Source organism: Natronospirillum sp., from assembly GCF_022565775.1.
Lineage (GTDB): Bacteria > Pseudomonadota > Gammaproteobacteria > Pseudomonadales > Natronospirillaceae > Natronospirillum.
Window position 1 is genome coordinate 1 of the sequence record NZ_JAIUMC010000045.1, and the last position, 24,850, is coordinate 24,850.

Annotated in this window: 22 protein-coding genes; 5 read left to right on the forward strand and 17 right to left on the reverse strand. The window is 59.2% G+C overall.

Features of this window, described 5'->3' with window-relative positions; translation table 11 throughout:
• Positions 1-116 precede the first annotated feature (116 nt).
• The 3 genes from cobU to LAT62_RS09785 all read right to left on the reverse strand — a co-directional run bounded on the left by cobU (position 117) and on the right by LAT62_RS09785 (position 2,920).
• The gene (gene cobU, locus LAT62_RS09775) at positions 117-629 is read right to left on the reverse strand and encodes a bifunctional adenosylcobinamide kinase/adenosylcobinamide-phosphate guanylyltransferase (protein ID WP_293382708.1); all 513 of its coding nucleotides are present in this window, start codon (positions 627-629) and stop codon (positions 117-119) included.
• A 57-nt stretch (positions 630-686) separates the two neighbouring features.
• Positions 687-1,358 carry an FKBP-type peptidyl-prolyl cis-trans isomerase gene (locus tag LAT62_RS09780; RefSeq protein WP_293382712.1) on the reverse strand — a complete coding sequence of 224 codons (672 nt, stop codon included), beginning with the start codon at positions 1,356-1,358 and terminating at the stop codon, positions 687-689.
• A gap of 140 nt (positions 1,359-1,498) precedes the next feature.
• Positions 1,499-2,920, reverse strand: coding sequence for a hypothetical protein (locus tag LAT62_RS09785; protein ID WP_293382715.1), 1,422 nt, complete (start codon positions 2,918-2,920; stop codon positions 1,499-1,501).
• Between the two features lie 99 nt (positions 2,921-3,019).
• Between LAT62_RS09785 and LAT62_RS09790 the strand changes: the two genes are divergently transcribed.
• Positions 3,020-4,513, forward strand: coding sequence for a hypothetical protein (locus tag LAT62_RS09790; protein ID WP_293382718.1), 1,494 nt, complete (start codon positions 3,020-3,022; stop codon positions 4,511-4,513).
• Positions 4,514-4,586: 73 nt separating this feature from the next.
• The gene (locus LAT62_RS09795) at positions 4,587-7,025 is read left to right on the forward strand and encodes an EAL domain-containing protein (protein ID WP_293382721.1); all 2,439 of its coding nucleotides are present in this window, start codon (positions 4,587-4,589) and stop codon (positions 7,023-7,025) included.
• 21 nt (positions 7,026-7,046) lie between these two features.
• On the opposite strand, the gene LAT62_RS09800 is transcribed toward LAT62_RS09795, so the two are convergent.
• The gene (locus tag LAT62_RS09800) at positions 7,047-7,394 is read right to left on the reverse strand and encodes a P-II family nitrogen regulator (protein ID WP_293382724.1); all 348 of its coding nucleotides are present in this window, start codon (positions 7,392-7,394) and stop codon (positions 7,047-7,049) included.
• Positions 7,395-7,529: 135 nt separating this feature from the next.
• Here LAT62_RS09800 and LAT62_RS09805 point away from each other — a divergent pair, with 135 nt between their 5' ends.
• Entirely contained in the window at positions 7,530-8,288 is a 759-nt protein-coding gene (locus LAT62_RS09805; RefSeq protein ID WP_367120554.1) for a DUF1538 family protein, read from the forward strand.
• Between the two features lie 16 nt (positions 8,289-8,304).
• A complete protein-coding gene (locus LAT62_RS09810) occupies positions 8,305-9,051 on the forward strand; it encodes a DUF1538 domain-containing protein (RefSeq protein ID WP_293382771.1) in 747 nt (248 codons plus the stop codon).
• 300 nt (positions 9,052-9,351) lie between these two features.
• Here LAT62_RS09810 and LAT62_RS09815 read toward each other — a convergent pair whose 3' ends face one another.
• The 12 genes from LAT62_RS09815 to LAT62_RS09870 form a co-directional block, all read right to left on the reverse strand.
• Positions 9,352-11,907, reverse strand: a complete 2,556-nt coding sequence (locus LAT62_RS09815; RefSeq protein ID WP_293382727.1) for a hypothetical protein — start codon at positions 11,905-11,907, stop codon at positions 9,352-9,354.
• A gap of 247 nt (positions 11,908-12,154) precedes the next feature.
• Complete coding sequence (locus tag LAT62_RS09820) at positions 12,155-12,829, reverse strand: CPBP family intramembrane glutamic endopeptidase (protein WP_293382730.1); 675 nt, start codon at positions 12,827-12,829, stop codon at positions 12,155-12,157.
• An 80-nt stretch (positions 12,830-12,909) separates the two neighbouring features.
• The gene (locus tag LAT62_RS09825; RefSeq protein ID WP_293382732.1) at positions 12,910-14,502 is read right to left on the reverse strand and encodes an ATP-binding cassette domain-containing protein; all 1,593 of its coding nucleotides are present in this window, start codon (positions 14,500-14,502) and stop codon (positions 12,910-12,912) included.
• 131 nt (positions 14,503-14,633) lie between these two features.
• Entirely contained in the window at positions 14,634-15,263 is a 630-nt protein-coding gene (locus LAT62_RS09830; RefSeq protein ID WP_293382735.1) for a YdeI family protein, read from the reverse strand.
• A 3-nt stretch (positions 15,264-15,266) separates the two neighbouring features.
• Positions 15,267-16,775 (reverse strand): NAD(P)H-hydrate dehydratase, encoded by a 1,509-nt coding sequence (locus tag LAT62_RS09835; protein ID WP_293382738.1) that lies wholly within the window; start codon positions 16,773-16,775, stop codon positions 15,267-15,269.
• Between the two features lie 45 nt (positions 16,776-16,820).
• On the reverse strand, positions 16,821-17,621 hold the full coding sequence (locus tag LAT62_RS09840; RefSeq protein ID WP_293382741.1) for a hypothetical protein: 801 nt from the start codon (positions 17,619-17,621) through the stop codon (positions 16,821-16,823).
• Positions 17,622-17,681: 60 nt separating this feature from the next.
• Complete coding sequence (gene purC, locus LAT62_RS09845; protein ID WP_293382744.1) at positions 17,682-18,395, reverse strand: phosphoribosylaminoimidazolesuccinocarboxamide synthase; 714 nt, start codon at positions 18,393-18,395, stop codon at positions 17,682-17,684.
• Positions 18,392-19,174 carry an MBL fold metallo-hydrolase gene (locus LAT62_RS09850; protein WP_293382747.1) on the reverse strand — a complete coding sequence of 261 codons (783 nt, stop codon included), beginning with the start codon at positions 19,172-19,174 and terminating at the stop codon, positions 18,392-18,394. The genes purC and LAT62_RS09850 overlap by 4 nt, the downstream gene beginning before the upstream one ends.
• Positions 19,174-19,761: a hypothetical protein gene (locus LAT62_RS09855; RefSeq protein ID WP_293382750.1), complete on the reverse strand. Its 588-nt coding sequence runs from the start codon at positions 19,759-19,761 to the stop codon at positions 19,174-19,176. The genes LAT62_RS09850 and LAT62_RS09855 overlap by 1 nt, the downstream gene beginning before the upstream one ends.
• Positions 19,762-19,765: 4 nt before the next feature.
• Entirely contained in the window at positions 19,766-20,641 is an 876-nt protein-coding gene (gene dapA / locus LAT62_RS09860) for a 4-hydroxy-tetrahydrodipicolinate synthase (RefSeq protein ID WP_293382753.1), read from the reverse strand.
• A gap of 115 nt (positions 20,642-20,756) precedes the next feature.
• The gene (locus LAT62_RS09865) at positions 20,757-21,908 is read right to left on the reverse strand and encodes an AI-2E family transporter (protein ID WP_293382756.1); all 1,152 of its coding nucleotides are present in this window, start codon (positions 21,906-21,908) and stop codon (positions 20,757-20,759) included.
• Positions 21,896-22,240 (reverse strand): sulfurtransferase TusA family protein, encoded by a 345-nt coding sequence (locus LAT62_RS09870; RefSeq protein WP_367120555.1) that lies wholly within the window; start codon positions 22,238-22,240, stop codon positions 21,896-21,898. Before LAT62_RS09870 ends, LAT62_RS09865 begins: the two co-directional genes overlap by 13 nt.
• On the opposite strand from LAT62_RS09870, the gene LAT62_RS09875 reads away from it, so the two are divergent.
• Positions 22,149-23,591 (forward strand): M48 family metallopeptidase, encoded by a 1,443-nt coding sequence (locus LAT62_RS09875; RefSeq protein ID WP_293382762.1) that lies wholly within the window; start codon positions 22,149-22,151, stop codon positions 23,589-23,591. The genes LAT62_RS09870 and LAT62_RS09875 overlap by 92 nt on opposite strands.
• Positions 23,592-23,593: 2 nt before the next feature.
• Here LAT62_RS09875 and nadA read toward each other — a convergent pair whose 3' ends face one another.
• Positions 23,594-24,649, reverse strand: a complete 1,056-nt coding sequence (gene nadA / locus LAT62_RS09880) for a quinolinate synthase NadA (RefSeq protein WP_293382765.1) — start codon at positions 24,647-24,649, stop codon at positions 23,594-23,596.
• Between the last annotated feature and the right edge of the window lie 201 nt (positions 24,650-24,850).

Sequence of the window (24,850 nt, forward strand, 5' to 3'; positions counted from 1 at the left end):
GCAGGGATGCACTAATGTCGCGGGCGCATGGATGCGCAGGAGCGACCGGGGCCGAAGGCGCCCCGGCTCGATGCGTGAGCAAGCTCACAGCCTACAAATGAGCCACAGACCCTGCCTTATTTGAGGGCCTGGGGCAGGCCTGCGACAACCAGGGTAACGCGGTCAGCCTGGCGGGCGATAGCCTGATGCAGCAGGCCGGCCTCGTCGACGAACCGTCGACTTAGGGCGTCCATGGGCACCACACCATGGCCCACCTCGTTGCTGATCAGCAGGCAGTTGGCCTGCAGGCTGTCCAGCGAGTCGAGCAGGGCTTCCCGCTCGCGGGGCCAGGTGGTGTCATCCGGCGCCAGCAGTGCATTGGTCAGCCACAGCGTCAGACAGTCGACCAGCACCGTGGCGCCCGGCTGATCCAGTCGGTTCAGTTCGGTGGCCAGAGCCAGGGGACATTCATGGGTGGTAAAGCGCTCGGAGCGATGCCGGCGATGGCGGTCGATGCGCTCGGACATCTCGCCATCACCGGCGGTGGCGGTGGCCACATAATGCAGAGGGTCCGGGCTCGTCAGGGCCAGCTCTTCGGCATAGCCTGACTTGCCCGACCGCGCGCCGCCCAGAATCAGATGAACAGGCACAAGAGCCTCCTATGGAATGTTCAACTAGCGGGCAGACACGCGGCTTGCAGTGCTCAATCAGAGCACATCAAGCAGTTCTACTTCAAAAATGAGTACCGAGAAGGGCGGGATATCACCCACGGCTTCATCGCGGTACGCCAGATCGGAAGGAATGTAGAACCTGTAAGTGTCGCCTTCGGCCATCAATTGCACGCCTTCGGTCCAGCCCGGGATGACGCCATCAAGCGGGAACTCGACCGGCTCGCCACGCTCCACGGAGCTGTCGAACACAGTGCCGTCAATCAGGGTGCCGTGGTAGTGAACGCGCACGGTGTCAGAGGCGGTCGGCGTCACATCGCTGCCACTCTCTTCAATGATTTCATACTGCAGGCCGCTGTCAGTGACCACCACGCCATCACGCTCGGCATTTTCGGCCAGAAACTCTTCGCCCGGCTCACGCAGTGCGGAAGACTGCTCTTCCATTTCTGCCTGCAGTTCTTGCTGCAATGCCATCACCGCTTCGCGGATTTCGTCGATGCTGAGGCGCGGCTCTGCTTCACTCAGGCCGTCTTCCAGGCCCAGGATCAACGCTTCCAGATCGACACGCTCGGTGCCCACCTGCTGTGCCAGATTGCTGCCCAGATCCAACCCGAAATAATAGCTGGATCGCTCGGTGACTGAATCAAGATCGCTTGCCACAGCGCCGGCGCTGACCATCGCCGCTGCCGCCAAAGTTGCCCACTTCTTCATGTTGAATGCCTTTAAAACTGTTTGTCTTAGTGCGCCGTTTCAGCCCTGTGACTTGCCGAACGGGCCTCGCTTCATTGGAAACAGCACCCTATCAGGACCGCATGACCAGCACAAGAAGGCGATCATGCGGCGCTCGAGGCTCATGGTGAACTTTTTTCGCCTTTTACCAATTCATCCTCTTCTGCCGACTTTCCGGCAGTCGGTCTGGCCCGCCGGCTCCAGAGTTCGTGCAGGCGCAGCAGCGGCGAGCAGAAGACATCGTAAGCGCCGAGCCAGAGCTGCTCTGCCATGCGGACCAGCAGGCTGACCAGGCGCAGCAGCCATACCAGCAAACCTACCACCGTCGCCACCAATTGCCCCAGCATGATGCGCAGGCCATTGAGCAGCGGTTCCAACGGAATTACCAGCAGCATCAGTACCCAGGGGGTCAGCACTGCCAGCAGCACTCGCACCAGCAGTACCCCATTGGCGACACCGGCAGGCCCGGCCAGCGCTGCCTCCTCAAGGGTAGCCAGCCAGGCCAGCACCCCATTGAGCAGCGACCAGAGCAGCAGTCCGGTGAGGGCACCCAGGCGCAGAACCTGTCCAGTTCGGGCTTCCACCACCCAGAGCCCGCGGAACAGGCGCGTCACCTGCAGGTTCTCCAGCAGCACCATGCCAGTCAGCACCTGAGCACAGATCAGGGCGATAGACAGCACCAGCACGTTACCGGAGGACACTTCCGGCAGGACCAGCGCCGTGCCGGCAGAAAAACTCCAGAAACTGGTCACACCCAGCACCAGAACCGCGGAAAACACCACTGCGGCGACCAGAAACTGCACCACCACCGATCCCACAACCCTTTGTACCGGTGGCTTGTCCGCCGTGTCGCCGTCCGACATGTGCTCATAGCGCTCGAGCAGCGTTTCCAGGCGACGGGCGCGCTGCTCAATACGGCGTACGCCCTGCCCTATGTCACCCTGCATGCGCAGCAGGCGGCGCCAGTAGGGCAAGAATTGATTGAGCAGCAAATGACGTTCTGCAATGGCCTGCCGATATTCCTGACGCGCCTCGCGGGATTCGGTCTGCACCCGGCTGAGCATTTGCTCCAGCAGGTGCTGCAGGGTGCGGTTGCCCTCGCGAGCCGCTTGGCTCTCGAGCAGGCCCTCGACGGCGCGATACCATTCCGGGGGCTCGGTGACCGGCTCCCGGGTAGAGGCATAGTCGTCTTCCATTCTTTCGATCAGGTTCTGCAGCTGCACACCCTGGGGCTCCACCTGGGCCAGGTCGCGTTCCAGTGACTGGCGCAACTGCAAGCCCTGGCGCTGTATCTGGCGCTCAAGATAATTGCGCCCCAGATTCACCAGCATGCGATTGTTGTGCGCCTGTATGGCATCCGCCAAAGCCTGCAGGCGGGCAGCGATCTTGGCCAGCAGGTACCGCACGCCCCGGAAGGTCTGCTGGCTGACGCTGATGACCACCGGTCGGATCAGCGTGGCCAACAGGATCGCCAGCAGCAACCAGGTCACCATCGAAAGCCAGGGCTGGCCTTCCCATATTTGCCAGGTCAGTGTGTCTGCCACCGGGATTCACCCTCCGCATGTGTCTTAAAACTTTTGCTTTGAGGGCCGATAGTACAATATCCAGTGTGGTCTGAATATTTGTAACCGTCAGGGCTGTCTATGTATCTATCGTCTTCCTTCCTTCGCCGCGCCCTGCTCTGCCTTTCCGCGGGGCTTCTGGTGGCCTGCAGTGATGGCTGCAGTTCGCGCTCCGGCAGCAGCGACGACAACGGGGACAATGGCGATCGGGTCGACGGACGTCTGATGGGCGAACTTACGCTACTCGGCACCGCAGCGGCCGACTACCCGCTGACCTGGCACCGCCTGTGCGCCCAGGACATCGCCGAGGGTGAACTGGACCCGCTGTGCACCAGCACCGATGATGTAGGTGATTATCGCGTGCAGGGGCTGTTTCATCGTCGCGGCCTGGTGGATACCAGCTTTACCGACCGTTTCGGTGTCGATCAGACCTGGTATTCCCTGTACGACCTGGGTGCTGTCAACACCGCCGCACGTACCAACCTCAATGCAACAGCGGACCTGATGACCCGGGCCTATCTCGGGCAGAGCGCAGGGCAGACACCCGAAGAGTGCTATATCAGCCCGGGCTGTATCCAGACCCTCGGAGACCAGGGCCTGGACGACGATCTGCTCAACCGGATACGGGACAATGTCGGCACGCTGCTGGGCCCGCTGTGGCCCAATGGCGCCCGCCCGATTACCGGCGCCTATCAGGCTGACCCGTCAGTAGAGGACGACCTGGCTCAGATGCATCGGCGGCTGCGCTATACCTATGAGACGGTGGCAGAGGGCCTGCAGGTAGAGGTACGCACCTTCAATGACGGCCTCGGCTGTGACGGCACCATTCTGACCACGGCGCTGGTCAGCGACCTGGCGCAGGACTCACTGCCGGACGACGTCACAACCCTTGATGAAGACGACCTGACAGCGGCCAGCCAATGCGCCAGTAGCGGCAACATCCCGGCGCCCGACTTCGTGCTGGAGATGGAGGCTGATCCGGATTTCGGAGAGGCACCGCTGGATGTCGACCTGCTGCTCTCCACCACGGCCAGTGGCGATATCACCTACGAAGGCCAGTTGATGAATCCACGCGGGCAGACGATGCGCCAATGGACCGGTCAGGAGCAGAGCGCCACACTTGAAGCCCCCGGGGAGTATCTGGCCACCGGGCGGGCGACGCGCAACGGCGAAGAAGCCCGGGCCGGCACTTCGATTATCGTGGAGGGCGACTTTGATGACCTCAGCATGGCGACCTGGGGCCTGACCGGCAGTTGCCGACCCGCCGAGCAGCAAATAGGTAACATGGAAAACAAGTGTCTTGAAAAGATGGACGGCACGGTAGAGCAGCCGCCTCTCGACGCTCCGAACTGCAGTGCGCTCGCCGAGCGCCCGGAACTGATATACAACCCCGGGGTCTGCAGCCAGATCGAACAATATGGCGGAGAACTGCTCGGCATCTGCACCAAGCCGGACAGCGAAACCAGGCTGCTGTATTACGCCAGAGACTCTCTTGCCGAGTCGACCCAGCAACAGCACAACCGGCTGTCAGATCGCTGTGATACCGAAGGCGGAGACTGGGATTCGCAGCTTTAGGGAGCTCCGGAAAGTTAGCTCCCGGCACAGTGCCCAATACTGGTCTATAGTGGGAGTTGGATGAGGCTCTCCCATGAAACAGACTGAACAGTTGCCCGAACATCAGGATAGAGAAGTCGTTTTCGGGGTTTTACAACAAGGCCAATCACGTTTTGTGTCGGCGAGTGTCTATGCGATGCTCACCGCGCTGGTTGTTGTCGGCCTGGTGCTGACACTGCTCGCGCTGGAAATCCAGACGGCAGCGCGCGCCTATGTCACGGGCGAAAGTCTCTGGTCAAAAGCACAGAAAGAAACCATCTACAGACTGGATCGCTATCTGACCTCCGGCGACCTGCACGACCTGGAAGAGGCTCGCCAGCAACTGCAGGTGCCATTGGCAGACCGCCGGGCACGGCTGGCTCTGGAACAAAGCACGCCCGACCGACAAGCCGCCATTGATGCTTTTATCCAGGGCCAGAATCACCCCGCAGACGCCCGGCGCATGGTCTGGTTGTTCATCTACTTTCAGCACGCCCCGTACTTCCGAGAAGCCATTGGTGACTGGAGGGCAACAGATCACTACATCCTACGCCTGGAAAACATCGCCAACCAGTTGGACGGGCAAATGGCTTCCGGTCAGCCTGACTCTGTACTGATGGCCAGCCTGCGCCGGGAGTTGAGTGACATCACCGAAGACGTGCGCCCTCTGCAGGATGGCTTCTCCGCCTCTCTGAGTGAGGGTACCCGCCATCTTGTTCGCTGGCTGCAGATCATGGCGGTGGCCATGATTATCGGCCTGGCGCTCATCGCCGGAACTATTTTCCAGTGGGCCACGCGGCGCATTGCCTTGTCAGAGCGCAAGTTCCGCGACACCTTTGAACAGGCGGCCATGGGTATGGCACAGGTCAGTCTGAGCGGAGATTTGCTGGCGGTGAACCACGCCCTGTGCAACCTGCTGGGGTACTCGCGCCAGGAACTTGAGACCCTGTCTCTGGACAGGCTGTTCCACCCTGATCAAAAGCCAGCAACACTGAAACACCTTCTGAGCTCGGCCCAAGCCAGCAAGAATGCAGAAATTCGATTGGTACACAGAGACGGTGCGCCCTTGTGGTGCCGGGTATCTCTCTCCATGGTCGATCAAAAATGGCAGGGGAAGCATTATCTGATCCTGGGTGTCGAAGATGTCTCGCAAGCCCACAAGCTGATGTCCCAGTTGAGGTTTCAGGCTTACCATGACCCGCTCACCGGGGCGATCAATCGCCGAGGGCTGGAAAAGCAGCTCAAACGGAGTATAGAAGAGGCTCGAGATCATGACTCTCACCACCTGCTCTGTTTCATTGACCTGGACCAGTTCAAGGTGGTCAATGACACTGCGGGTCATCCTGCGGGAGATCAGGTGCTGCAGGAGGTGACTCGCCTGCTGCGGCGCGAACTCCGCCAGGCCGATATCCTGGCGCGCCTGGGTGGCGACGAGTTTGGCGTGATTCTGCGCGATTGCGATGCCGAAGCAGCCATCAGGGTGGCGGAAGGTCTGCGCAAGGCGGTAGAAGGCTATGTCTTTACCTCTGGCGAATTCGCGCTGCGGCTCGGTGCAAGCGTGGGCTGCGTATCCATCAACAGGGATTCTCCAGGCCCGAGCGAGCTGTTGCGCACGGCCGATACCGCCTGCTACATGGCAAAGGAATACGGCCGCAATCGTGTGGTCCACTATTCGCCGGATGACCGGGACATCCAGGTTCGGGAATCCGAGATGGCCTCTCTCTCCCATATCCGGCATGCCCTGGCCGGGAACCGGTTTGTACTTCTTGGCCAGGAAATCAGGCCGGTGCAAAGCAACGGCAAGTCACGCTGTGAGGTGCTGCTGCGCATGCTGGACGATGCAGGCCGGGAGATATCACCCGCCAAGTTTCTGCCCGCCGCAGAACGCTTCCATGTTGCCCCGGACATTGATCGCTGGGTGGTTCAGAACACGCTCGATACGCTGGCTCGTCATGCACGGGAGCTGGCCCAGCTTGAAGCCTGCCACATCAACCTGTCAGGACAGTCCATCGGTCGTGAAGACTTTCTGAAGTTTCTGGAAGCCGCTATAGACGAGTCTTCGATCGACCCAACGAAGCTGTGCTTCGAGATCACCGAGACCGCGGCCATATCCAATCTGGCGGATGCCCGCCACCTGTTCCGTCGCCTGCGCCAAAAGGGCTGCCAGTTCGCACTGGATGATTTTGGCAGCGGCCTGTCTTCTTTCGGCTATCTCACCAGCATGCCGGTCGATATCATCAAGATAGACGGCGCCTTTGTCTGCGACGCGGTTGACAATGAGCTGCACCGGGCCATTGTGCGGTCAATCGGTGAAATCGTCAGTGTCATGGGCAAGCGTGCGGCAGCGGAGTTCGTGGAAACCGACGCTGTGGGCACTCTGATGGCCGAACTGGGCATCGACTTCCTGCAGGGCTATGCCATTCATCGACCCTGTTCGCTTGCGGACCTGCTGGGCCAGCTTGATGCCCAGCAAAAGCAGCAATCCAGGGCCTGACTCAGGCTCATCTATCCTTAGCTACTCTGGCGGCAGGTTCTGCTCCAGCGTTTTGATGTGCTCTTTAAGCCCCACAGCCTGATCGACATCGAGCATCAGGGCGATGCCCGTGTCCAGGCTGTCATCCATTTTTCCGGCCACTCTGATGGCTTCCAGGACGCTCTCGGCGCGCCGTGATTCCACGAGAACCATCACGATTTCGCGCTGTGCCATGATTTCCAGACCAAAAAACCCCTTGATCGGCTCCAGCCCCTGCCCCTTGGCATTGGTGATAACCGTGGCACCGGTGGCACCGGATTTGCGGGATGCAGTCAGAACTGTATCCGTCAGTGCATTATCGACAAAGGCAATCAGCAATTTGAAGCGCACCTGTCCGTCTCCTGCCGTTTTGATGATTCTGGCAGGTTAACGCAGCATGGCTCAAACTGCTATGATTGACGCCATGGCCGCCTTTACGGGCAAGGTCAATGCAGCCGGCCCATCACTGAAGGCAGCCTTTCAACCGTGCCCTTTGTTGTGTCTTTCGGACGTCAGCTTCTCGACAGCGCAAAAGACCTGATGCCGGTCATCCTGGTCGTGCTGTTCTTTCAGGTTCTGGTACTCCGCCAGCCGCTGCCTGAAACCGTGGCTGCCGGTCAGGTGCTGCTGGGTCTGTTGTGCGTTGTCATCGGCCTGGCGCTCTTTGTTCGGGGCCTCGAACTGGGCCTGTTCCCGGCCGGTGAGGGCCTTGCCAATGCGTTTGTGCGCAAGGGGTCCGCCTTCTGGCTGCTGTTGTTTGCCTTTGCTCTGGGTTTTGGCACCACGATAGCGGAACCCGCCCTGATGGCGGTGGCGGCGCAGGCAGAGCGTGCTTTCATCGAAGAAGGGTTGATCCGGGAGCACCAGCTCGCATCCGGGCAGGTAGCGCTTGCGTTGCGCGCCATTGTGGCTCTGTCGGTGGGGTCTGCCATCGTGCTGGGCGTCTTGCGTATTCTCAAGGGCTGGCCACTGCACTGGCTGATCATCGGTGGCTATCTGATAGCCTTGGCTCTGACCGCTGTGGCACCCGCACCCCTGATCGGCATCGCCTATGACTCCGGTGGCGTGACCACCTCGACCATCACGGTGCCACTGGTCACCGCGCTGGGGGTTGGACTGGCGACCTCCATCAAGGGGCGCAACCCGATCACAGACGGGTTCGGGCTGATTGCCTTCGCCTCGGTCATGCCCATCATCTTCGTACTGGCACTCGGCAGCCTGGGCTTCTGGTGGCTGAATGGGTGAGTTCATGAGCGGCCCAATGGCCCTGCTGGCCGAACACTTCCTATCCACACTGCGCGATCTGTCGCTGATCGTGATCATTCTGTTCGGTTTTCAGTATCTGGTCATCCGTCGTCCGCTGGCGAGGCTCAAACGGGTGCTGACCGGATTTCTGCTGGCCCTGACGGGACTGACGCTGTTTATCGTCGGCCTGGAGCTGGCTCTCTTCCCGCTTGGCAGCCTGATGGCCGAGCAACTGGTGTCGCCCGATTTTCTGCCCACCCTGGCGGAAGGGGCCGAACGACACTGGCGTGACTACTACTGGATCTATCTGTTTGCGTTCATGATCGGCGCCAGCACCACCATTGCGGAGCCGGCCTTGATTGCAGTGTCCGAAAGAGCGCATCAGGCTTCCAATGGCACGCTCAACCCGCTGGTTCTGCGCGCTGTGGTCGCCATTGGCATGGCCACGGGCATAACGCTGGGCGTCTGGCGCATTGTCATGGGTTGGCCGCTGACCTGGTTTATCGGCAGTGCCTATCTGGTGGTGATTGCGCTGACGCTGCGCTGCCCAAAACACATGATCCCGCTGGCCTATGATTCGGGTGGGGTCACCACCTCCACCATTACGGTGCCCATTATCACGGCACTCGGGCTCGGCCTGGCAACACAGATTCCTGAGCGCAGTCCGGTGCTGGACGGGTTCGGCATGATTGCTCTGGCCTGCCTCTTTCCCATTATCAGCGTCATGGGATATGCGATCGCCGTGCACCCCAAAACCAGATGACAATCAGCCCCATGCCTGTCTGACCCGACGGCTGGTCACCAACTCACCAGCATAGCCGCTCTCGCTAACATGAGCTTGCCAATAAACTTTAGCGGATAGGTGTCGTAGGTGGGTACATCCCTGGGTGGCGCACTGTCGTCCGGCTTGAATCGGGTCTGAATGCGCAGTTGCAAAGGCGGCGCAGCTTCACCAAACCTCGTCCGGTACATCGAGTACCAGTGCCCCTTGCTGAAGTCGAGGAACATGGCTGTATTACAGCAACTGGCCGCAGCTAGATGCCAACTGCTCTCCACTCCGACGCTACCAGAGCAGGTTACCGGCTGAATCAATACAATATACACCTACCCTAAGGCGCACAGTGTCTTCATGCCTCATCATGCCCACACAAATATTGCCGGTTGCCGGATGCCAAGAGGCGTAGCGACTTTCATCACTCTGCTGCAACTCCTTCAGGGCCAGACTGAGAGGTGATGCAGTCTCCAGACCGCCGCCATCACGTTTCACGATTGCGAGCCTGCCCGTTTCAGTGCCATCGACCGTGGTGAAAGTACCTGCCACCAGGAAGCCTTCTTCATCCGGCAACCACTCGAGGTTCAATGCTCTCGTGGTCCCTGGCCCGGAAAGCTCAGCGGTCCAGGCAGAGAGGGTGCCCGATGTGTTGATGGCGGCAAGATGCAAGCGCTCGGCATCGCCATTGAACTCGGTGAAGGCACCTGCCATATACACCAGATCATCCTGGATATTCAGATCACTCACCACGCCATAGACAGAGGCGAAGTTGGTTTCCGAGATGTCCGGCAACCAACTGTCATCAACCTCGCCTTTATCTGCGCCGCCCCGATGGACACGGGCAATATGGATGGCGGCAGCTTCTCCACCGAAACCGCTGAACTGCCCCCCTAAATACAGATGGTCGTTCGTTAATGCCAAGGTATAGATGCGGCCGTCTGCCTCATCGGTACCGTCTATCGGATCGCCATTGGCTCCTTGCTGATCCACCAGTGTCAGCCCCTGCCGAGCAATGCCATTCACGCTGTTAAACAGTCCCGCTATTACATACTGGCCATCCATGGGCAGTATATGATTGACCTCATGTCTAAAGCTCGAATGACTGACTTGCGGTGCAAACGGCTCCAGTGCCGCGGTTTCCAGATCAAACACCGCCACTCCGCTGCGTGCGACCATTTCCGATTGATTGGATCCGCGTGCCTGTTCAAATGAACCGCCCACATACAGCCTGCCCTGGTGGATATTCAGGAATTGAACTCGTCCATCCAGTGCCACCGGAAAATCCTGCCAGCGCCCATCCAGATCCATGACGGACAGGCCTTGCCGATATTCTTCAATACGTATCAAAGATTCGCCGACAATGACGACCTTGTCGCCGACCAGCGCGAGATCATTGACCCGCTGATCAACTCCCCGACCTATACTGGTATCGAGAGTGCCATCAGTGCGATATTTCACGAAGTTCCTGTGAGGCTCTGTTTCACCGACGGTAAAAGAGCCTCCTGCATAAACGCCTGTTTCCGAGGCCAGCAGTGAATACACTCGATTTTGTGGTCTTTGCTCTGGCCAGCTTTCATCGATGGTTCCGTCAGCCTCGACCCTGAACAGGTAGTCATGCGGTTGCGTGAATTGACCGCCGACGTAGAGCCAGTCATCGTAAGATGCCAGGGCCTCTACAGAGCCACTGAGCTCCCACTGAAAATCGAGAACATCGCCGTCCAGATCAATCATGGCCAAACGAGACTGGTCTTCAGAGTCTATCTGACTGAAATTGCCACCCAACACAATATGCTCGCCCATGACGGCCAGCGCTTCTACTCTGCCATTGGGACTAGGCGCCCAATCAGTCAGGCTCCTATTGTCGCTCAGATCAAATGCAGCGACATAGTCTCGCTCTTCCTCACCCAGAATCATGGCATTGCTGAACTCACCTCCGATATAGAGGATGTCATCGTGCACCAACAATGCGTTCACATAATCATTCGGGTTTGGCGACCAACCCAGGACATCACCGTCAAGGGTAAGAGCGGCCAGGTGGTCGCGGCTGACGCCGGCTATGGTGCTGAATTCGCCCCCAACGTAGAGGGTTTCATTGTGCACCAGCATGACCAGAACATCCGAGCTTGCGGCGATCTCAAACGAATCATCGAGTTTGCCATTCTGGTCCACTCGTTTGATCCGCGTGGGGCTTTGCGTGGCGAAGAAATAACCGCCTTCACCATCTGCTGTCACCGCTGTGGTGCGAATGTCGATCAAAGGGTGAGCTCGGGGGAAGCCGAACTGATCATCAACCACCTGCAGCCGGCCATAGCCGTGTCCTGTGTATTGCTTACTCCCACCCAGAAAAATGCGACCGTCATCGCTTTGCACCAGCGCACTGACCCCTCCCCCTCCGGTGTTCCCGCGATCCACGCCAGGCGCGGCCACGCGCGTATCGAGACGATCACTGTTTAACGACTCGCCGTCATAACTGGCCCTCAGATAGAAAAAGTAGTTCTGATCATTCTGCAAGGTATCAAGCACGTAAGGGGAATCAATATTCGGAGCCATGTCTGACGTGGCGGCATTATCCGGATCAAGATCTGCATTGGTTGACCAGAACAGATCGTAGGTGACGTCAACTTCCATAGGCCAGGTTACTGTGACCTGTTTGGATTCTGTCCTGATGGCAATATCGGCTGGCACGTTCAGGGTCCGGCTGTCCTCCGTGCCATTTTCCGAACTTTCTTCAGGGCTTGAGCTTGAGCTGCCACCGGAGCAGCCCAGAATCAGAACCAGAAAAACAGGCATCAGCAACAGACGATAGGTCAGAACGAAGGGCTTGAAGAGGTTGAGTGCCGTAAGCATGGCATGAGTCCTTGAGTCATACACGCTGCCTTGAACGAGAGAGGCACTGCCATGAAGAAGCACCCGGCCGCAGACTGCGAGACAATGATAGGCAAGCCAAAGCATACGGCTCAGATTTTTCGGGTTGCCCGCCCTTCACGCGCGCAAAAAGACGCGGTTCAAGTGGAAATGTTGCAACCTCCCTTGAAAACTATCCGAATGGTGTCCTCTTGTCCATACCGGGGAGGCTGGAGAGCATGCCATGAACTCACTCCAGCCCTAAAGCCGGAAACAGGATCATCATGTTGCCCAGCAGATGCATCAGCATGCAGGCCCAGAGATTTCGTCTCCACACATAGAGTACATAGAGCAGGACGACGCTGAGCCCTTGAGACAGCAGCCAGTGCGGACCAAAGAAGGCGATATGGGGCAGCAGGAACAGTACAAAACTGATCAGCACGGCCAGACTGAGGCTGCCGGTCAGTTCCCGGATCCGTTCGATAGAGTAGCCACGATAGAACACCTCTTCGGTCACCGACGTGGTCAAAATGATGAGCAGAAGTACCGGGATGGAAAAGGCCAGAATGACCTCCAGTCCATCCAACTCGGGGGCCGGAAACCAGGTGTGGACCACTCCGGAGACCCCTACAGAGACCCCCCAGAAGATCATCGCCCACTGTATATCCTTGCCGGTGGGCTTGCGCAGGCCAATGGAACTCAGGCCACGCCGCTCAACCACCAGGATGAACAGCAGCAGCACCAGCATTACGGCCCAGTTCCAGACCAGCACCGACTGGGGTCCGCCCATCCAGTGCCATTCCGCACCCAGCCAGCGGGCTATTCGATTCAGGTAATTGGGGCTGTAGGCTATCGCCAGGCCCAGCAGGATTACCCACCAGGGGAGGCGCCGGGCTCCTTGAATAGTGTTTGTGCTGACGTTCATGGAACGGGCTCCTCAAAGGGTGCTGCGTGACTTCCTTTGGCCATACCCTGTCTTTTTTCTGAACATATGTTGTATCAGGTTCATTCTGTCCTTCCCAGTGTCTGCACCCGGTCCAGTGACATGGCTCGCGCCATGGGCTTACTGTGGGTGACCACGATCAGGGTACCCCGGTACTGACTCAGCACCTCGGCCAGCAGCGTCTGGCTCTCCAGATCAAGATGGTTGTCGGGCTCATCCAGCAGAATGAGCTGCGCCGCTTCGGGACCCATCAGGCTGCACGCCAATGCGACCTTCAATTGTTCACCGCCACTCAGTTGCGACACTGCCTGCAGAGCCAGGTCGCCGCGCAGGCGCAACTGGGCCAGCCGGTCCCGATAGCCCGCATCCGACCAGCCCGGATTGAGCCGCCGGAAGTTGGCCAGCGCGCTCTGGTCCGGGGTCAACAGCGTCAGATGCTGGTCCAGCCTGAGCAATGTGCCGCGCCGCTGAATGTCTCCACAGACGGGCTCAATGGCACCACTAGTGACGCTCATCAGGGTTGACTTGCCGCTGCCATTGGCGCCGCGCAGCCACCAGCGTTCGCCGCTCATCACCTGCCAGTCCAGCGGTTCCGCGTTTTCCACCCAGGGCAACTGGACACCCTGCAGGGCCAGCAGACAGCCGGAGATGGGGGCCGGTTCGGTGAGCGGGAAGGCCAGAGGATTCTCCCGCCCCAATACGGATTCGGCGGCCTGCAGGCGCTGCTGCTCGGCATCGAGTGCAGTCTGATGCTTCTGGGCGATACGACCGCCCGTGGCTTCGCTGCGGTCCTTGCGCGCATCGAGCAGAATCTTCGGCATGTCGCCCTTGCGTGCCTTGGCCCGGCCCTTGGCGGCTCTTTGTTCATGGCGTTCGCGTTCGAGCTGCTGTTGCTGGCGTTCCCTTTTCAGGGTCTGGCGCGCATGCTGCTTGTCGTGCTGCGCTTTTTCGAGCAGTTGGGCGCGGGTCTGCTGATAGCCGGCAAACCCCTGGCCATGGCGTTGCAGGCGACCTTCCCGCAGCTCCAGCAACTGCGAGAAGCTGGCCAGCAAACCCTGATCGTGGGTGATCACCAAGGTGCCGGCGGAGCGCTGCCTGATCCAGTCGGCGAGCCACTGACGACCGGCCTGGTCCAGGTGATTGGTGGGTTCATCCAGAATCAGATAGGTATCGGGCAGCCGGGACAGCTGCAGCAGATGCAGCCGGGTGCGCTGGCCGCCGCTCAGTGAACTGACCGGTGCGGACAGGATGTCCGCGGGCAACTGGAACTGTGCCAGCTGTGCCTGCAGGTCATCCCGCAGGGTCCAGCGGTCATTCAGAATCGACAGGTCATCTACCTGCCCTTCCCCGGCCAGCAGCCGTGTCAGTGCCGCCAGCGCCGTCTCCACACCCAGAAAAGCGGCCACGGTGCCCGAGTCGCTCTGCTCGGCCGCCTGCTGCGGCAGATAGGCCACCGGCACCAGATGCTGCACTTGGCCGGCAGTGGGTACACGGATACCGGCCAGGCACTCGGCCAGCACGGTCTTGCCGGCACCATTGGGACCGATCAGCGCTACAGGCTCAGCCGACAGGTGCACATCCAGCGCATGGAAAACGGGGGGTTTTGGATCAAATGCAACGGTCAGATCCGTTGCGGAAATACAGGCCATAGCCATGGACAACACCTCTGTAACACCACAAGAAAGAAACGGGGTTCAGAGTGCTGACTTCATTGGCATGGCTCCTGTATTGGAAAGACGGGACTAGCGGAAACACAGACTAGCCGAAGGCGCGAGCCTCGGCAAGCTCAATACTCGTTGAAACCCTTGCCTGCGAATATCTTGTCCCGGCAGCGCTCGATACGAGCCAGCCGGGTTTTGGCCTGTTTGGCGCCGCCGATATGAATCAGGTAGCTGCGCTGGCGGCCTGGGGTCAAGGCATGGTAAGCCTCTTTCAGGTGATGATCCTGATCCATGGCCGCCTGCAATTCGATGGGCATCTCATAGTCGGCGGTCTGCTTGAGCTCGACCTTGAGGCCGGCCTTTTCGATCTCGATGGCTTCCAGAACATAGTCTCTCAGCACTGGCGCCAGTGCGGTCACCCGCTCGGCATCGGTAAAACGAATCACCCGGCCTGACTGGGTATGCTCGCCCGGTGCTTCCAGCAACTGGTGCGGGTCCTTCAGCAGTGCCCCCTTCATAAAACTCAACACATAGTTGTTATTGAAAGCACCGATCATCACCACATTCGTGCCATTAAGGGTGTAACAGGGCGCGCCCCATTTGCGGTCTTCCACCAGTGGCGTGTCCAGCACCACAGCACGCAGCCGGGTCAGCCCGTCGCGCCAGGTATTGACCTTGCACGCGGGCGTTCCCACCTTGTCGCAGCGGCCACAGCCTTCGGCCAGGTATTCGTCAACTTCGGGGTTCTTGCCCACGGTTCAGTCACCTGCAAAGTTGGCTGTTGAGTGATCCCGGGTTTCGGCCTGAAACCCCAGTTGCCAGGCTGTTTCAGCCAGGCGGTCCAGTATCTGAGACGCGCGCACTACCGGCTGTTTGCGAGCCTGCTGCAGGGCGGTGTGCGTTACCAGCCAGGCGCCGCTTTCGGCTGCCTCAGCAACGGTCAGCCCCTGCGCCAGCAAGGCGCCGATAACCCCGGAAAGCACATCACCCAGGCCGCCGGTGGCCATGGCTCCGGAAGCAAATGGCAATACACTGCAGCGGTCGGCAGTGGCAATCACGGTACCCGCGCCTTTCAGCACCACTACGCCGTCATAGCGCTGCTGTATGTCGCGGGCGGCCTGCACACGGTCGGCCTCTATGTCAGCCACAGTGCAGTCGAGCAACCGAGCCGCCTCGCCGGGATGCGGGGTGAGCACCCAATCAGGCCGCTGAAAAGGCCGCGCTGCCAGATGCCAGAGTGCATCGGCGTCGACGACAATGCCGTCCGGTGGTGTCGCCGGGTCAGTCAGCAATCGGCAGACGGTCTGCCAGCGGACAGTCGCAGCCTGATCGCGTCCCAGGCCGGGGCCTACCACCACCGTCTGACGCGGCTGCAGGGCGTGCGGCACCGGGTCGCCACGCACCATGATCTCCGGGGCGCGCGTCAGCAGCGCCGAATGGCAGGCAGGGTTGAGATGCGCTGTTACCAGGCCGGACCCGGTCACCAGGGCGCCTTCAGCGGCGAGCATGCCGGCACCCCAAAGCCCCGCTCCGGAACCGACTACCAGCACATGACCCTGAGCGCCTTTGTGGGTCGCAGCCGGACGGTGCGGCCAGTGCAGATCACCGGTTTTCAGCAAGTTTGCCAGCACCGGCTGGTCATCCATGCTGACGTCCAGGTCATGCAGACTGAGTTCACCGGTCAGCCCCGGACCCTGTCCGGTAAACAGGCCGAGTTTGGCGCCAATGAAGGTCACTGTGCGGCCTGCTTCGACGACACAGTCAACCGCGCCGACAGCACCGGTGGTAGCATTCAAGCCACTGGGACAATCGATAGACAGAATCTGCCGGGAGTGCTGTTGGCGCAGCCACTGAATGGCATCAGCGATAGTGCCTCTGGGCTCGCCCTCGAAGCCGGTACCGAGCAGCGCATCTACACAAACGGCCGGAGATGGCAGCGCGGTCAGGTCATCAGTGATCACAACGCCCGCTTTTCGGGCCTCGGCACAGGCCCGTTCAGCATCACTGCCGGAACGCGGTTCGCCTTTCAGCCAGACAGTAACCGGGCGACCAGCCGTATGAAGATTGGCAGCCAGCAACAGGCCGTCACCGCCATTGTTGCCACTGCCACAAAGCACGGCTACAGGGCGTTCGCCAGGGAAGTGCTGTTCCAGTTCACGCTGTGCCGCAAGAGCGGCACGCTGCATCAGTATCCAGGTCGGTTGGGCACTGGTCTGCGCCCACTGTTGCTCTGCAGCGCCGACAGAGGCACCACTGTAGAGATTCATGGCGGTTACTCCTGGCTGGCGATGTCGCCACCAGCCAGAGCAGGATCAGAAGGTGATGGCGGTACCAACGAAGAAGCCGGAGGTTTCAAAATCCAGCTGGAAATCATCGTCGTCGATAAGACCTGCATCTTCACCGTCGATATCGACAGTCCAGCTGCGGTAACCCGCTTCCACACCGACCCGGGCGACAAAGTCCACTGGCAGAGGCGCAAACCACCGCGCTTTGACGTTCCAGTCGCGGTGCGACAGACCGCTGAGCGGCAGAATGTTCAACTCTCCGGACAGCTCGACATCAACTGTGGGAATGGTTGCCCCTGCGGCGATATGAGCTGCGGGCAGAGGAATGCCGGGGAAGTCGAACGACTCACTGTCTCCGCCATCAATCTCGGCTTCAAACCCGCCCAGCAACCAGCGCAGGTTCACACCCAGATCAACAAAGTAGTCGACGCCGGGTACCAGGTCGGGCAGACCATAAAAGAAGACCGTATCGATATAGCTCATGTCCAGGAAGATTTCGCCATCCGCCTGATAGGTCTCGCCAAAGGCTTCGAAAGTTTCCTCAAAATTGCTGTTTTCGAAGGTCAGCCGCTCATAGCGCAGCTTGATATCCGGAACAATGGGCAGACCCAGACGGCCGCCCAGATAGAAGCCGTTGTTGGCCTCGAGATCCAGTTGCACGTCACCGCCACTGTCGGTGAACGACACCCGGTCGTCGCCACTGCCTGTACCACCGTCATTCAGCGAGGGAAAGGTCAGGCCGCCCCCCACTTCAAAATCGATAAACGGGGCCGCCTGTACGGCGGGTGCAAACGCTACCAACGCGGCAGCCATTAGTGTTTTCTTCATTCCTGGTGCTCCTGCTGTTTTATGCCCCTGTCCAGGGACCGAATCCCAACCCAATGCGGATTATTGAAACTCGATACCAATGCGGCGACCTACTTCCTCATACGCCTCGATGACATTGCCCAGGTCCTGCCGGAAACGGTCCTTGTCCATTTTCTCCAGCGTCTTGCTGTCCCAGAGGCGGCATCCATCGGGCGAAAATTCATCACCCAGTACCAGTTCCCCCTTGAACATACCAAACTCAAGCTTGTAGTCCACAAGAATCATGCCGCCATCAGCAAAGAGTTTGAGCAGAACATCATTTACTGCAAGCGTCAGTGCCTTCATGCCAGCGATCTGTTCGGCTGTTGCCCAGCCAAAGGTGAGGATGTGGGCGTCATTGATCATGGGGTCACCCAGATCGTCGTTTTTCAGAAAGAACTCGAAGACCGGTGGCGACAGCGTCTGCCCCTCTTCAACGCCAAGCCGGCGCACCAGGCTGCCTGCGGCCCGATTGCGTACCACACATTCGACCGGCAACATGGTCAGTTTCCTGACCAGTGACTCATTTGCGGACAGTTGCTTTTCGAAGTGTGTCGGAATGCCCGCGGCTGCCAGCTTCTCCATGACAAAGGCGTTGAACTGGTTGTTCACGGCACCCTTGCGCGCCAGAGCTGCCTTCTTTTTGCCATCGAACGCAGACGTATCGTCGCGAAACTCGAGAATCATGAAATCAGGGTTGTCGGTGTGGTAGACAGATTTTGCCTTTCCGGAGTACAGCAGCTCGGCCTTGTTCATGCGGTGTCCTCAATTCGACTGTTCACGGCGCACCAGTCAAAACCAGCGTCCTGGGTGCTGATGCGAAGTTTGTGTTCATGCCCCGGAATGGCAGCGGCGAGCACGGCGGCGGCGCGCTCCGGGTCGTTGTTCTGTTCACTGATGTGGGCAATCACAATCTGCTGCAGGCGGTCCATGTTCAACTGACGCAGCAGATCAGCACTCTGTTCATTGCTCAGGTGGCCAAACCTTCCGCCGACGCGCCGTTTCAATGACGCCGGATAAGGCCCTTCTGCCAGCATTACCGGGTCATGGTTGGCTTCCAGTATCAGCGCATCCAGATCGCGATAGGCCTCGGCAATGTACGGGGTAATGTGCCCCAGATCAGTCAGCACACCCAGTCGTCGCCCGGAGGCGGCAAACACGAACTGGCAGGTCTCTCGGGCATCATGCGGCACGATGATCGGGATAATCTCGAAACTCCCGAGCTGAAACGACGCATGCGTATCAATCAGTCTGACATGCGGATCTTCATGGCACTTGAGGCCAATCGCTGTACCTGCCGACATGTAAGCCGGTATGTCCAGCTTGCGACACAGGGCGCGCACCCCCTTGCCATGATCACCATGCTCGTGGGTTACCACCACGGCATCCAGCTCTGCCGGATCAAAGCCCAGGCGCTCCATTCGGGCAATGGCTTCACGAGCTGCGAAACCGCAATCCACCAGCACTGTGGTGGTCCCGCTGGAGACCAGCGTTGCATTGCCCTTGCTGCCACTGCCCAGGGAGGCATATCGCATTACGAGAGTTCCGCGTAGAGCTTTTCCAGCAGTTCTCTCTGGGTTCCGACCGGGAAGGGCTGATCACTGTCACGCCGTTCCAGGTGGACCTGTGTACCACTGCCCAGAGCGTAAAAATAGACGTAGATAACGGGGCGCCGTGGGAACAGTTGGCCACTGGAGCGCTGCAGCCATTCGGAACCGTCTATTTCAACACGGCTCTCTGCCATCCGCACACGACGTACGCGCCACTCCAGATCTTCCATGGCACCCTGAACCAGCTCCGCTGTTTCCGTAGGACTTTCCGGCATTTCAATCAGCGGCAGGCCGTTGGAGTCGATATAGAGCCGGCGCCGCTCGATACGCCGCTCGGTCACATCGCTCTCCACATCCAGGTCCAGTCTCGGTGCCCGCACCGACACCAGGGTGCCGGCAGGCAGCGGGTCGTCCAGACGAAACCGGTCACTGGCTGGAGGCAGCGCATCGTGCTGAGTGCGCCATTGAAGTTCACTTTCCTGACTGGTCTGCAGCTCCTGACTGGAACACGCGGCCAGCACAACCAGAGTGCCAAGCAGAACAATGGAGCGCATAACGGTGCTAGTGCACATCAATTCAGAGTACTCCGGAGTCGATCAAGGCCTGTTTGACCTGCTCGTGATACTGCTCTGCCAGCGGTACCAGGGGGAGACGGATACCCGGCGGGATCAGGCCCATCAGGTTGAGTGCCCATTTGACCGGTACCGGATTGCTTTCAACGAACAGGTTCTTGTGCAATGGCTGCAGGCTGGCATCCAGACGCTCCGCAAGGTCGCGATTGCCTTCGATGGCGGCCATACACATTGACTGCATGGCCTTGGGCGACACATTGGTGGTGACGGAGACCACCCCGTCGCCGCCGGCAAGCAGAAACTCGAGGCTGGTGGCATCATCACCCGAGTACATGGCAAAATCCTGCCCGGCCATGGATTTGATGGCCTGCACGCGCGAGATATCTGCCGAGGCATCCTTGATGCCCACGATATTGGGTATGCGTGCCAGGCGCGCCACCGTCTCATTGCTCATGTCGGTCACAGTGCGGCCCGGTACATTGTAGAGCATCAGTGGCAGATCAGCCGCAGCAGCAATGGTCTTGAAATGCTGATACAGGCCTTCCTGACTCGGCTTGTTGTAGTAGGGTACCACCGACAGCGTCATGTCAGCACCGGCCTCGGCGGCAGTCTTGGTCAGCTCCACGGCTTCCATGGTGTTGTTGGCACCGGTTCCGGCCAGCACCGGAATGCGCCCGCGGCAGTATTCCACGGTAAATTTGATGACTGACTTGTGCTCCGCTATCGTCAGGGTTGCCGATTCGCCGGTGGTGCCAACGGAGACAATGCCCTGAGTACCATTTTCAATATGGAACTCGAGTAACTGCTCCAGACTCTCCCAGCTGATGCTGCGGTCTTCGTTCATCGGGGTGACCAGAGCTACAGTGCTCCCTTTGATCATGCGGGGCCTCTCGACTGTTCAGGAATGGCGGTGACTTCAAACCGTGCAATGGTAATGCTGAACGCCTGCAAGCTCAACCTGCAGGCAGTGTTCTATTTGTTGCTGACTGTAGTGCCTACTTGACCTCGGAAGTGCCGTCTTCGACCCGCGGTCTCGCCGGGGCAGGAAGATCATGCTGCTCCGGCCAGTTTTCAGATCCCATTTCGGGGTGTTTGGGCCAGGCGTTGTACACCGCCTTGATCAGGGTGGCCAGCGGGATCGCAAAGAAGACCCCCCAAAAGCCCCAGATACCGCCAAACAGAAAAACCGCAACAATGATGGACACCGGGTGCAGATTCACCGCTTCGGAGAACAACAGCGGCACCAGAACATTGCCGTCCAGTACCTGAATCACCAGGTAGGCGATCACCACCGTATAGAACTCGGGGCTGATGCCAAACTGAAACAGGGCAATCAGCGCAACGGGGATGGTGACCACCGTTGCCCCGATATAGGGAATGAGGACGGACACACCCACCACCACGGCCAGCAGGGCTGAATAATTCAGACCCAGTATTTCGAAAGTCACGAAAGTAACACCACCCACAATGATGATCTCTATCACCTTGCCGCGAATGTAGTTGGCAATCTGCATGTTCATTTCGCGACCGATATCGGTCAACAGCCGGCGTCGTGCGGGCAGCAGGGCCAGAGCCGCTTGCCACAGGGTAGTGCGGTCTTTCAGCATGAAGAACACCAGCAGCGGCACAATCAGCAGGTAAATCAGAACGGTGACGATATTGGGCAGCGTGGACAGCGAGTAGCTGACCAGTCGCGGCAACTGAGCGGCCGCCTGGTTACCCAGAGACGCCAGGTTGAGCTGCTGCACCCACTGCATCACCTGCTCTTCATCAAAGATCTCCGGAAAACGCTCGGCCATCAGGTTCATTGATAGCTGCAGATCGGTAATCATCTTGGGCAGTTCTGTGGTCAGGGTCATCAATTGTGCCCACATGAAGGGGAACAGCACCAAACCGACCAACAGCAAAAGACCGAGGAACAGCAAAGAGAGCAGGCTGGCGGCAAGAATCTGAGGCACATGCCAGGACACCAGGCGGTCCATGGCGGGCGCCAGTACATAGGCTACAATCAGTGCGGCGATGACCGGCGCCAGAATGGCGCCGAACAGCCAAACAACCAACATGGCACCCAGCAGCACAAACGCCAGGATGATCGCCTCTTCATCGGAAAAATAGCGCTGATATACCCTCTCAATTACCTTGAGCATGCTTGATGTCCCGCCTCTATTTCAGCTACCCAACAAGAGTCAGTCTGTTCCTGATGAATCAAATGATGTGGGCTTGCAGCCAGAAATCGGGGAATGTCCCTCGACGAACCCGGGTCAGTAGCGATCACTTGCAGGCGCTCCCCGGGGCGGGCCCGCGCCAGCCACTGCTTCACTTTCAGCAATGGTAAAGGGCAAGCCAAACCACTGGCGTCAATGATGTCTTGCTTTATATTGGTCTGCATGAAAATTTTCGCTTTCTTCTCACCCCGACGCCAGTCTAACCGTGGAGTCAGGGCTGGCCAAGGCATTTCCCTGCTGGTCATGGCGTTCATTGTGTTTTCAGTCGCTCGGGGTGATGTTCTGATCGGGGATCTGCCCAATCTCGGGCAACAGGATATCCGCTCCCAGAACGAACAGACCAGCGCCGGTTTGCGCTATCTGCGCTTTCTCAATGCTCAGGGGATGGCGGCTCAGGATCCGGGTCTCACCTACTACCTCGAGCAATCCATGGTCCCTCTCTTACCGGCTTTCAGCACTGAAGACGGCAGCCGCGATCTGCTCATATTCGGGGTCAGTCATCGCAGCTTCAATGCCTTCGCCCTGCCCGGCGGGTTGATCGGCGTACACGACGGGTTGCTTGACGCGCTGACTGAAACCCCGGAAGTGCAGGCCATTCTGGCCCACGAACTCGGACACCTGGCCCTAGGCCACCATCAACGACTCGCCCAGGCGCGCCAGCAATCTACTGGCCTGGTGATCGCCAGCATACTCCTGGCACCACTGGCCTGGCAGGTTGACCCGGATCTGGCCATTGGCATGATCTATGGTGCGCAAGGTACCGCCATTCAGCAGCAACTGGCTTTTTCACGCAGCATGGAAGAAGAGGCCGACCGGATGGCGGTGTCAGCCATGCGCTCGGGCGGACTGCCATTGGACGGCATGATCAGCGCCTACGAAACCATGGCCTCCGGGCAACGCCTGCAGACAGGTACTGCGGGTACCGCCTACCCGACCACTCACCCGGATGTTCGGGCGCGTCTGGCTGACCTGCGCAATCGGATAGAGCGCGAGCCACAGAGAGACAACCCGGTACTTGATATTCCGCTGTGCTGGGTCCAATTGGATCGCAGCCTCAACAGTCGGTCAACTGACGAACGTTGTGCGCTTTACCGGGCCTGGCATGAGGCGGACAGCCAGGAAGAGCTCTATGAACTCTGGGACGACTTGCTGACCGCTTATCCGGCACACCCATACCTGGTGTTTCGTGCTTCTGACTGGCTGACGGTGCAAGCGGTTGATGAGCAACGCTCAGCACTCGCCGAGCGCGTCAAGGCGAAGGCGAGTCTGGCGCCGGACAGCTGGCTGGTAGCGCTGAGCATGCTGCACCTGCACAAGGAGGAGGTTGTGCAATTGTCCGGTTCCGAGCGGGCCCGCTGGCGCCGGACTCTGCAAGAACAGGCCGCTGCCAATGACCTGATGACCTGGAATACTCTGCGCCTGGCCTATCCGGAAGAGCATGAACGTCATATGGCTTTTCGCGCTCAGGCGCAGACCAGTTGGATCAATGGCGACCTGGATACTGCGGTACGGCAGCTGCGGCGTGCAGTGGAGTTGAGTGATGCGGGGTCGCAGCGCTCCCAGTGGGAAAACCAGCTGCGGCGCTGGGAGCGCGCACAGCGTTAGTTTCAGCGCTTGTCGGCAGTGAATTCCAGCATGCGCTGCAAAGGTTGCAGGGCCTTTAGGCGCAATGACTCTTCTACCTGCACAGCTTGCTCGTCACCCTGCAGACTCTGCATCAGCGCATCCAACTTATTCATGGCCATCCAGGGGCAATGGGCACAACTACGGCAGGTTGCTCCATTGCCGGCTGTCGGTGCTTCGATAAAGGTCTTGTGCGGGCTGGCCTGCTGCATCTTGTAGAAGATGCCGCGATCGGTGGCCACAATGAACTGTTCATGGGGCAATTCCTGCGTGGCCTTGAGCAATTGAGTGGTGGAACCCACCCGGTCGGCCAGAGCAAGCACCGCCTCTGGGCTTTCCGGATGCACCAGCACCGCCGCCTCAGGATAGACCGCCTTCATGCGCTCGATACCTTGGGCTTTGAATTCTTCATGAACCACGCAGGCACCATTCCAGAGCAGCATATCGGCGCCGGTCTTCTGGGCGACATAGCGGCCCAGGTGCTGGTCCGGAGCCCAGAGAATCGACTCACCCCGGGCCTGCAGGTGCGAAATGACTTCCACCGCGATACTGGAAGTCACCACCCAGTCCGCCTGAGCTTTGACCGCTGCCGATGTATTGGCATAGACCACCACGGTGCGTTCCGGGTGCTGTGCCCGCAGGGCAGCGAACTCATCAGGCGGGCAACCCAGGTCCAGCGAGCATTCAGCCTCCAGGGTCGGCATCAATATCATTTTTTCCGGGCTGAGAATCTTGGCAGTCTCACCCATGAAGCGAACACCAGCCACCACTACGGTAGTTGCATCCGTATTGGCACCAAAACGCGCCATCTCGAGCGAGTCGCCCACAAACCCGCCACTGAGGTCCGCCAGTTCCTGCATCATGGGGTCGGTATAATAGTGTGCTACCAGCACAGCGCCGCGCTGGGTTAGCATCTGGCGAGCCTCTTCCAACTGCGCACTGCGTGCTTCCGCGCTGAGGGTGTCCTGCGCCGGATGCGCGGGAACACAAATGGCGTCGATGGACTCTGGCCTTGGGCCGATACGATAGGATGCTGTCATGGGTCTCAATCTGGCCTGTTTTCGGCTCTCTGACTTCTTGCCAGTATACTGGGGTCTGTGCCTTGGTTCATCAAGACGTTACCTTACAATGAACCAGATTGGACAAGATTGTAATACTGGGGCAACTGCAAGACTTGAAAGCGGAAAATGGTGGGTCGTGCAGGATTCGAACCTGCGACCAATTGGTTAAAAGCCAACTGC

Coding starts and splice junctions, on each gene's coding strand:
- LAT62_RS09780 (WP_293382712.1), bottom strand. CDS start 1,358: ATGAAGAAGTGGGCAACTTTGGCGGCAGCGGCGATGGTCAGCGCCGGC.
- LAT62_RS09790 (WP_293382718.1), top strand. CDS start 3,020: ATGTATCTATCGTCTTCCTTCCTTCGCCGCGCCCTGCTCTGCCTTTCC.
- LAT62_RS09795 (WP_293382721.1), top strand. CDS start 4,587: ATGAAACAGACTGAACAGTTGCCCGAACATCAGGATAGAGAAGTCGTT.
- LAT62_RS09810 (WP_293382771.1), top strand. CDS start 8,305: ATGGCCCTGCTGGCCGAACACTTCCTATCCACACTGCGCGATCTGTCG.
- LAT62_RS09815 (WP_293382727.1), bottom strand. CDS start 11,907: ATGCTTACGGCACTCAACCTCTTCAAGCCCTTCGTTCTGACCTATCGT.
- LAT62_RS09820 (WP_293382730.1), bottom strand. CDS start 12,829: ATGAACGTCAGCACAAACACTATTCAAGGAGCCCGGCGCCTCCCCTGG.
- LAT62_RS09825 (WP_293382732.1), bottom strand. CDS start 14,502: ATGGCTATGGCCTGTATTTCCGCAACGGATCTGACCGTTGCATTTGAT.
- LAT62_RS09835 (WP_293382738.1), bottom strand. CDS start 16,775: ATGAATCTCTACAGTGGTGCCTCTGTCGGCGCTGCAGAGCAACAGTGG.
- LAT62_RS09840 (WP_293382741.1), bottom strand. CDS start 17,621: ATGAAGAAAACACTAATGGCTGCCGCGTTGGTAGCGTTTGCACCCGCC.
- purC (WP_293382744.1), bottom strand. CDS start 18,395: ATGAACAAGGCCGAGCTGCTGTACTCCGGAAAGGCAAAATCTGTCTAC.
- LAT62_RS09850 (WP_293382747.1), bottom strand. CDS start 19,174: ATGCGATATGCCTCCCTGGGCAGTGGCAGCAAGGGCAATGCAACGCTG.
- LAT62_RS09855 (WP_293382750.1), bottom strand. CDS start 19,761: ATGTGCACTAGCACCGTTATGCGCTCCATTGTTCTGCTTGGCACTCTG.
- dapA (WP_293382753.1), bottom strand. CDS start 20,641: ATGATCAAAGGGAGCACTGTAGCTCTGGTCACCCCGATGAACGAAGAC.
- LAT62_RS09865 (WP_293382756.1), bottom strand. CDS start 21,908: ATGCTCAAGGTAATTGAGAGGGTATATCAGCGCTATTTTTCCGATGAA.
- LAT62_RS09875 (WP_293382762.1), top strand. CDS start 22,149: ATGAAAATTTTCGCTTTCTTCTCACCCCGACGCCAGTCTAACCGTGGA.
- LAT62_RS09870 (WP_367120555.1), bottom strand. CDS start 22,240: ATGAACGCCATGACCAGCAGGGAAATGCCTTGGCCAGCCCTGACTCCA.
- nadA (WP_293382765.1), bottom strand. CDS start 24,649: ATGACAGCATCCTATCGTATCGGCCCAAGGCCAGAGTCCATCGACGCC.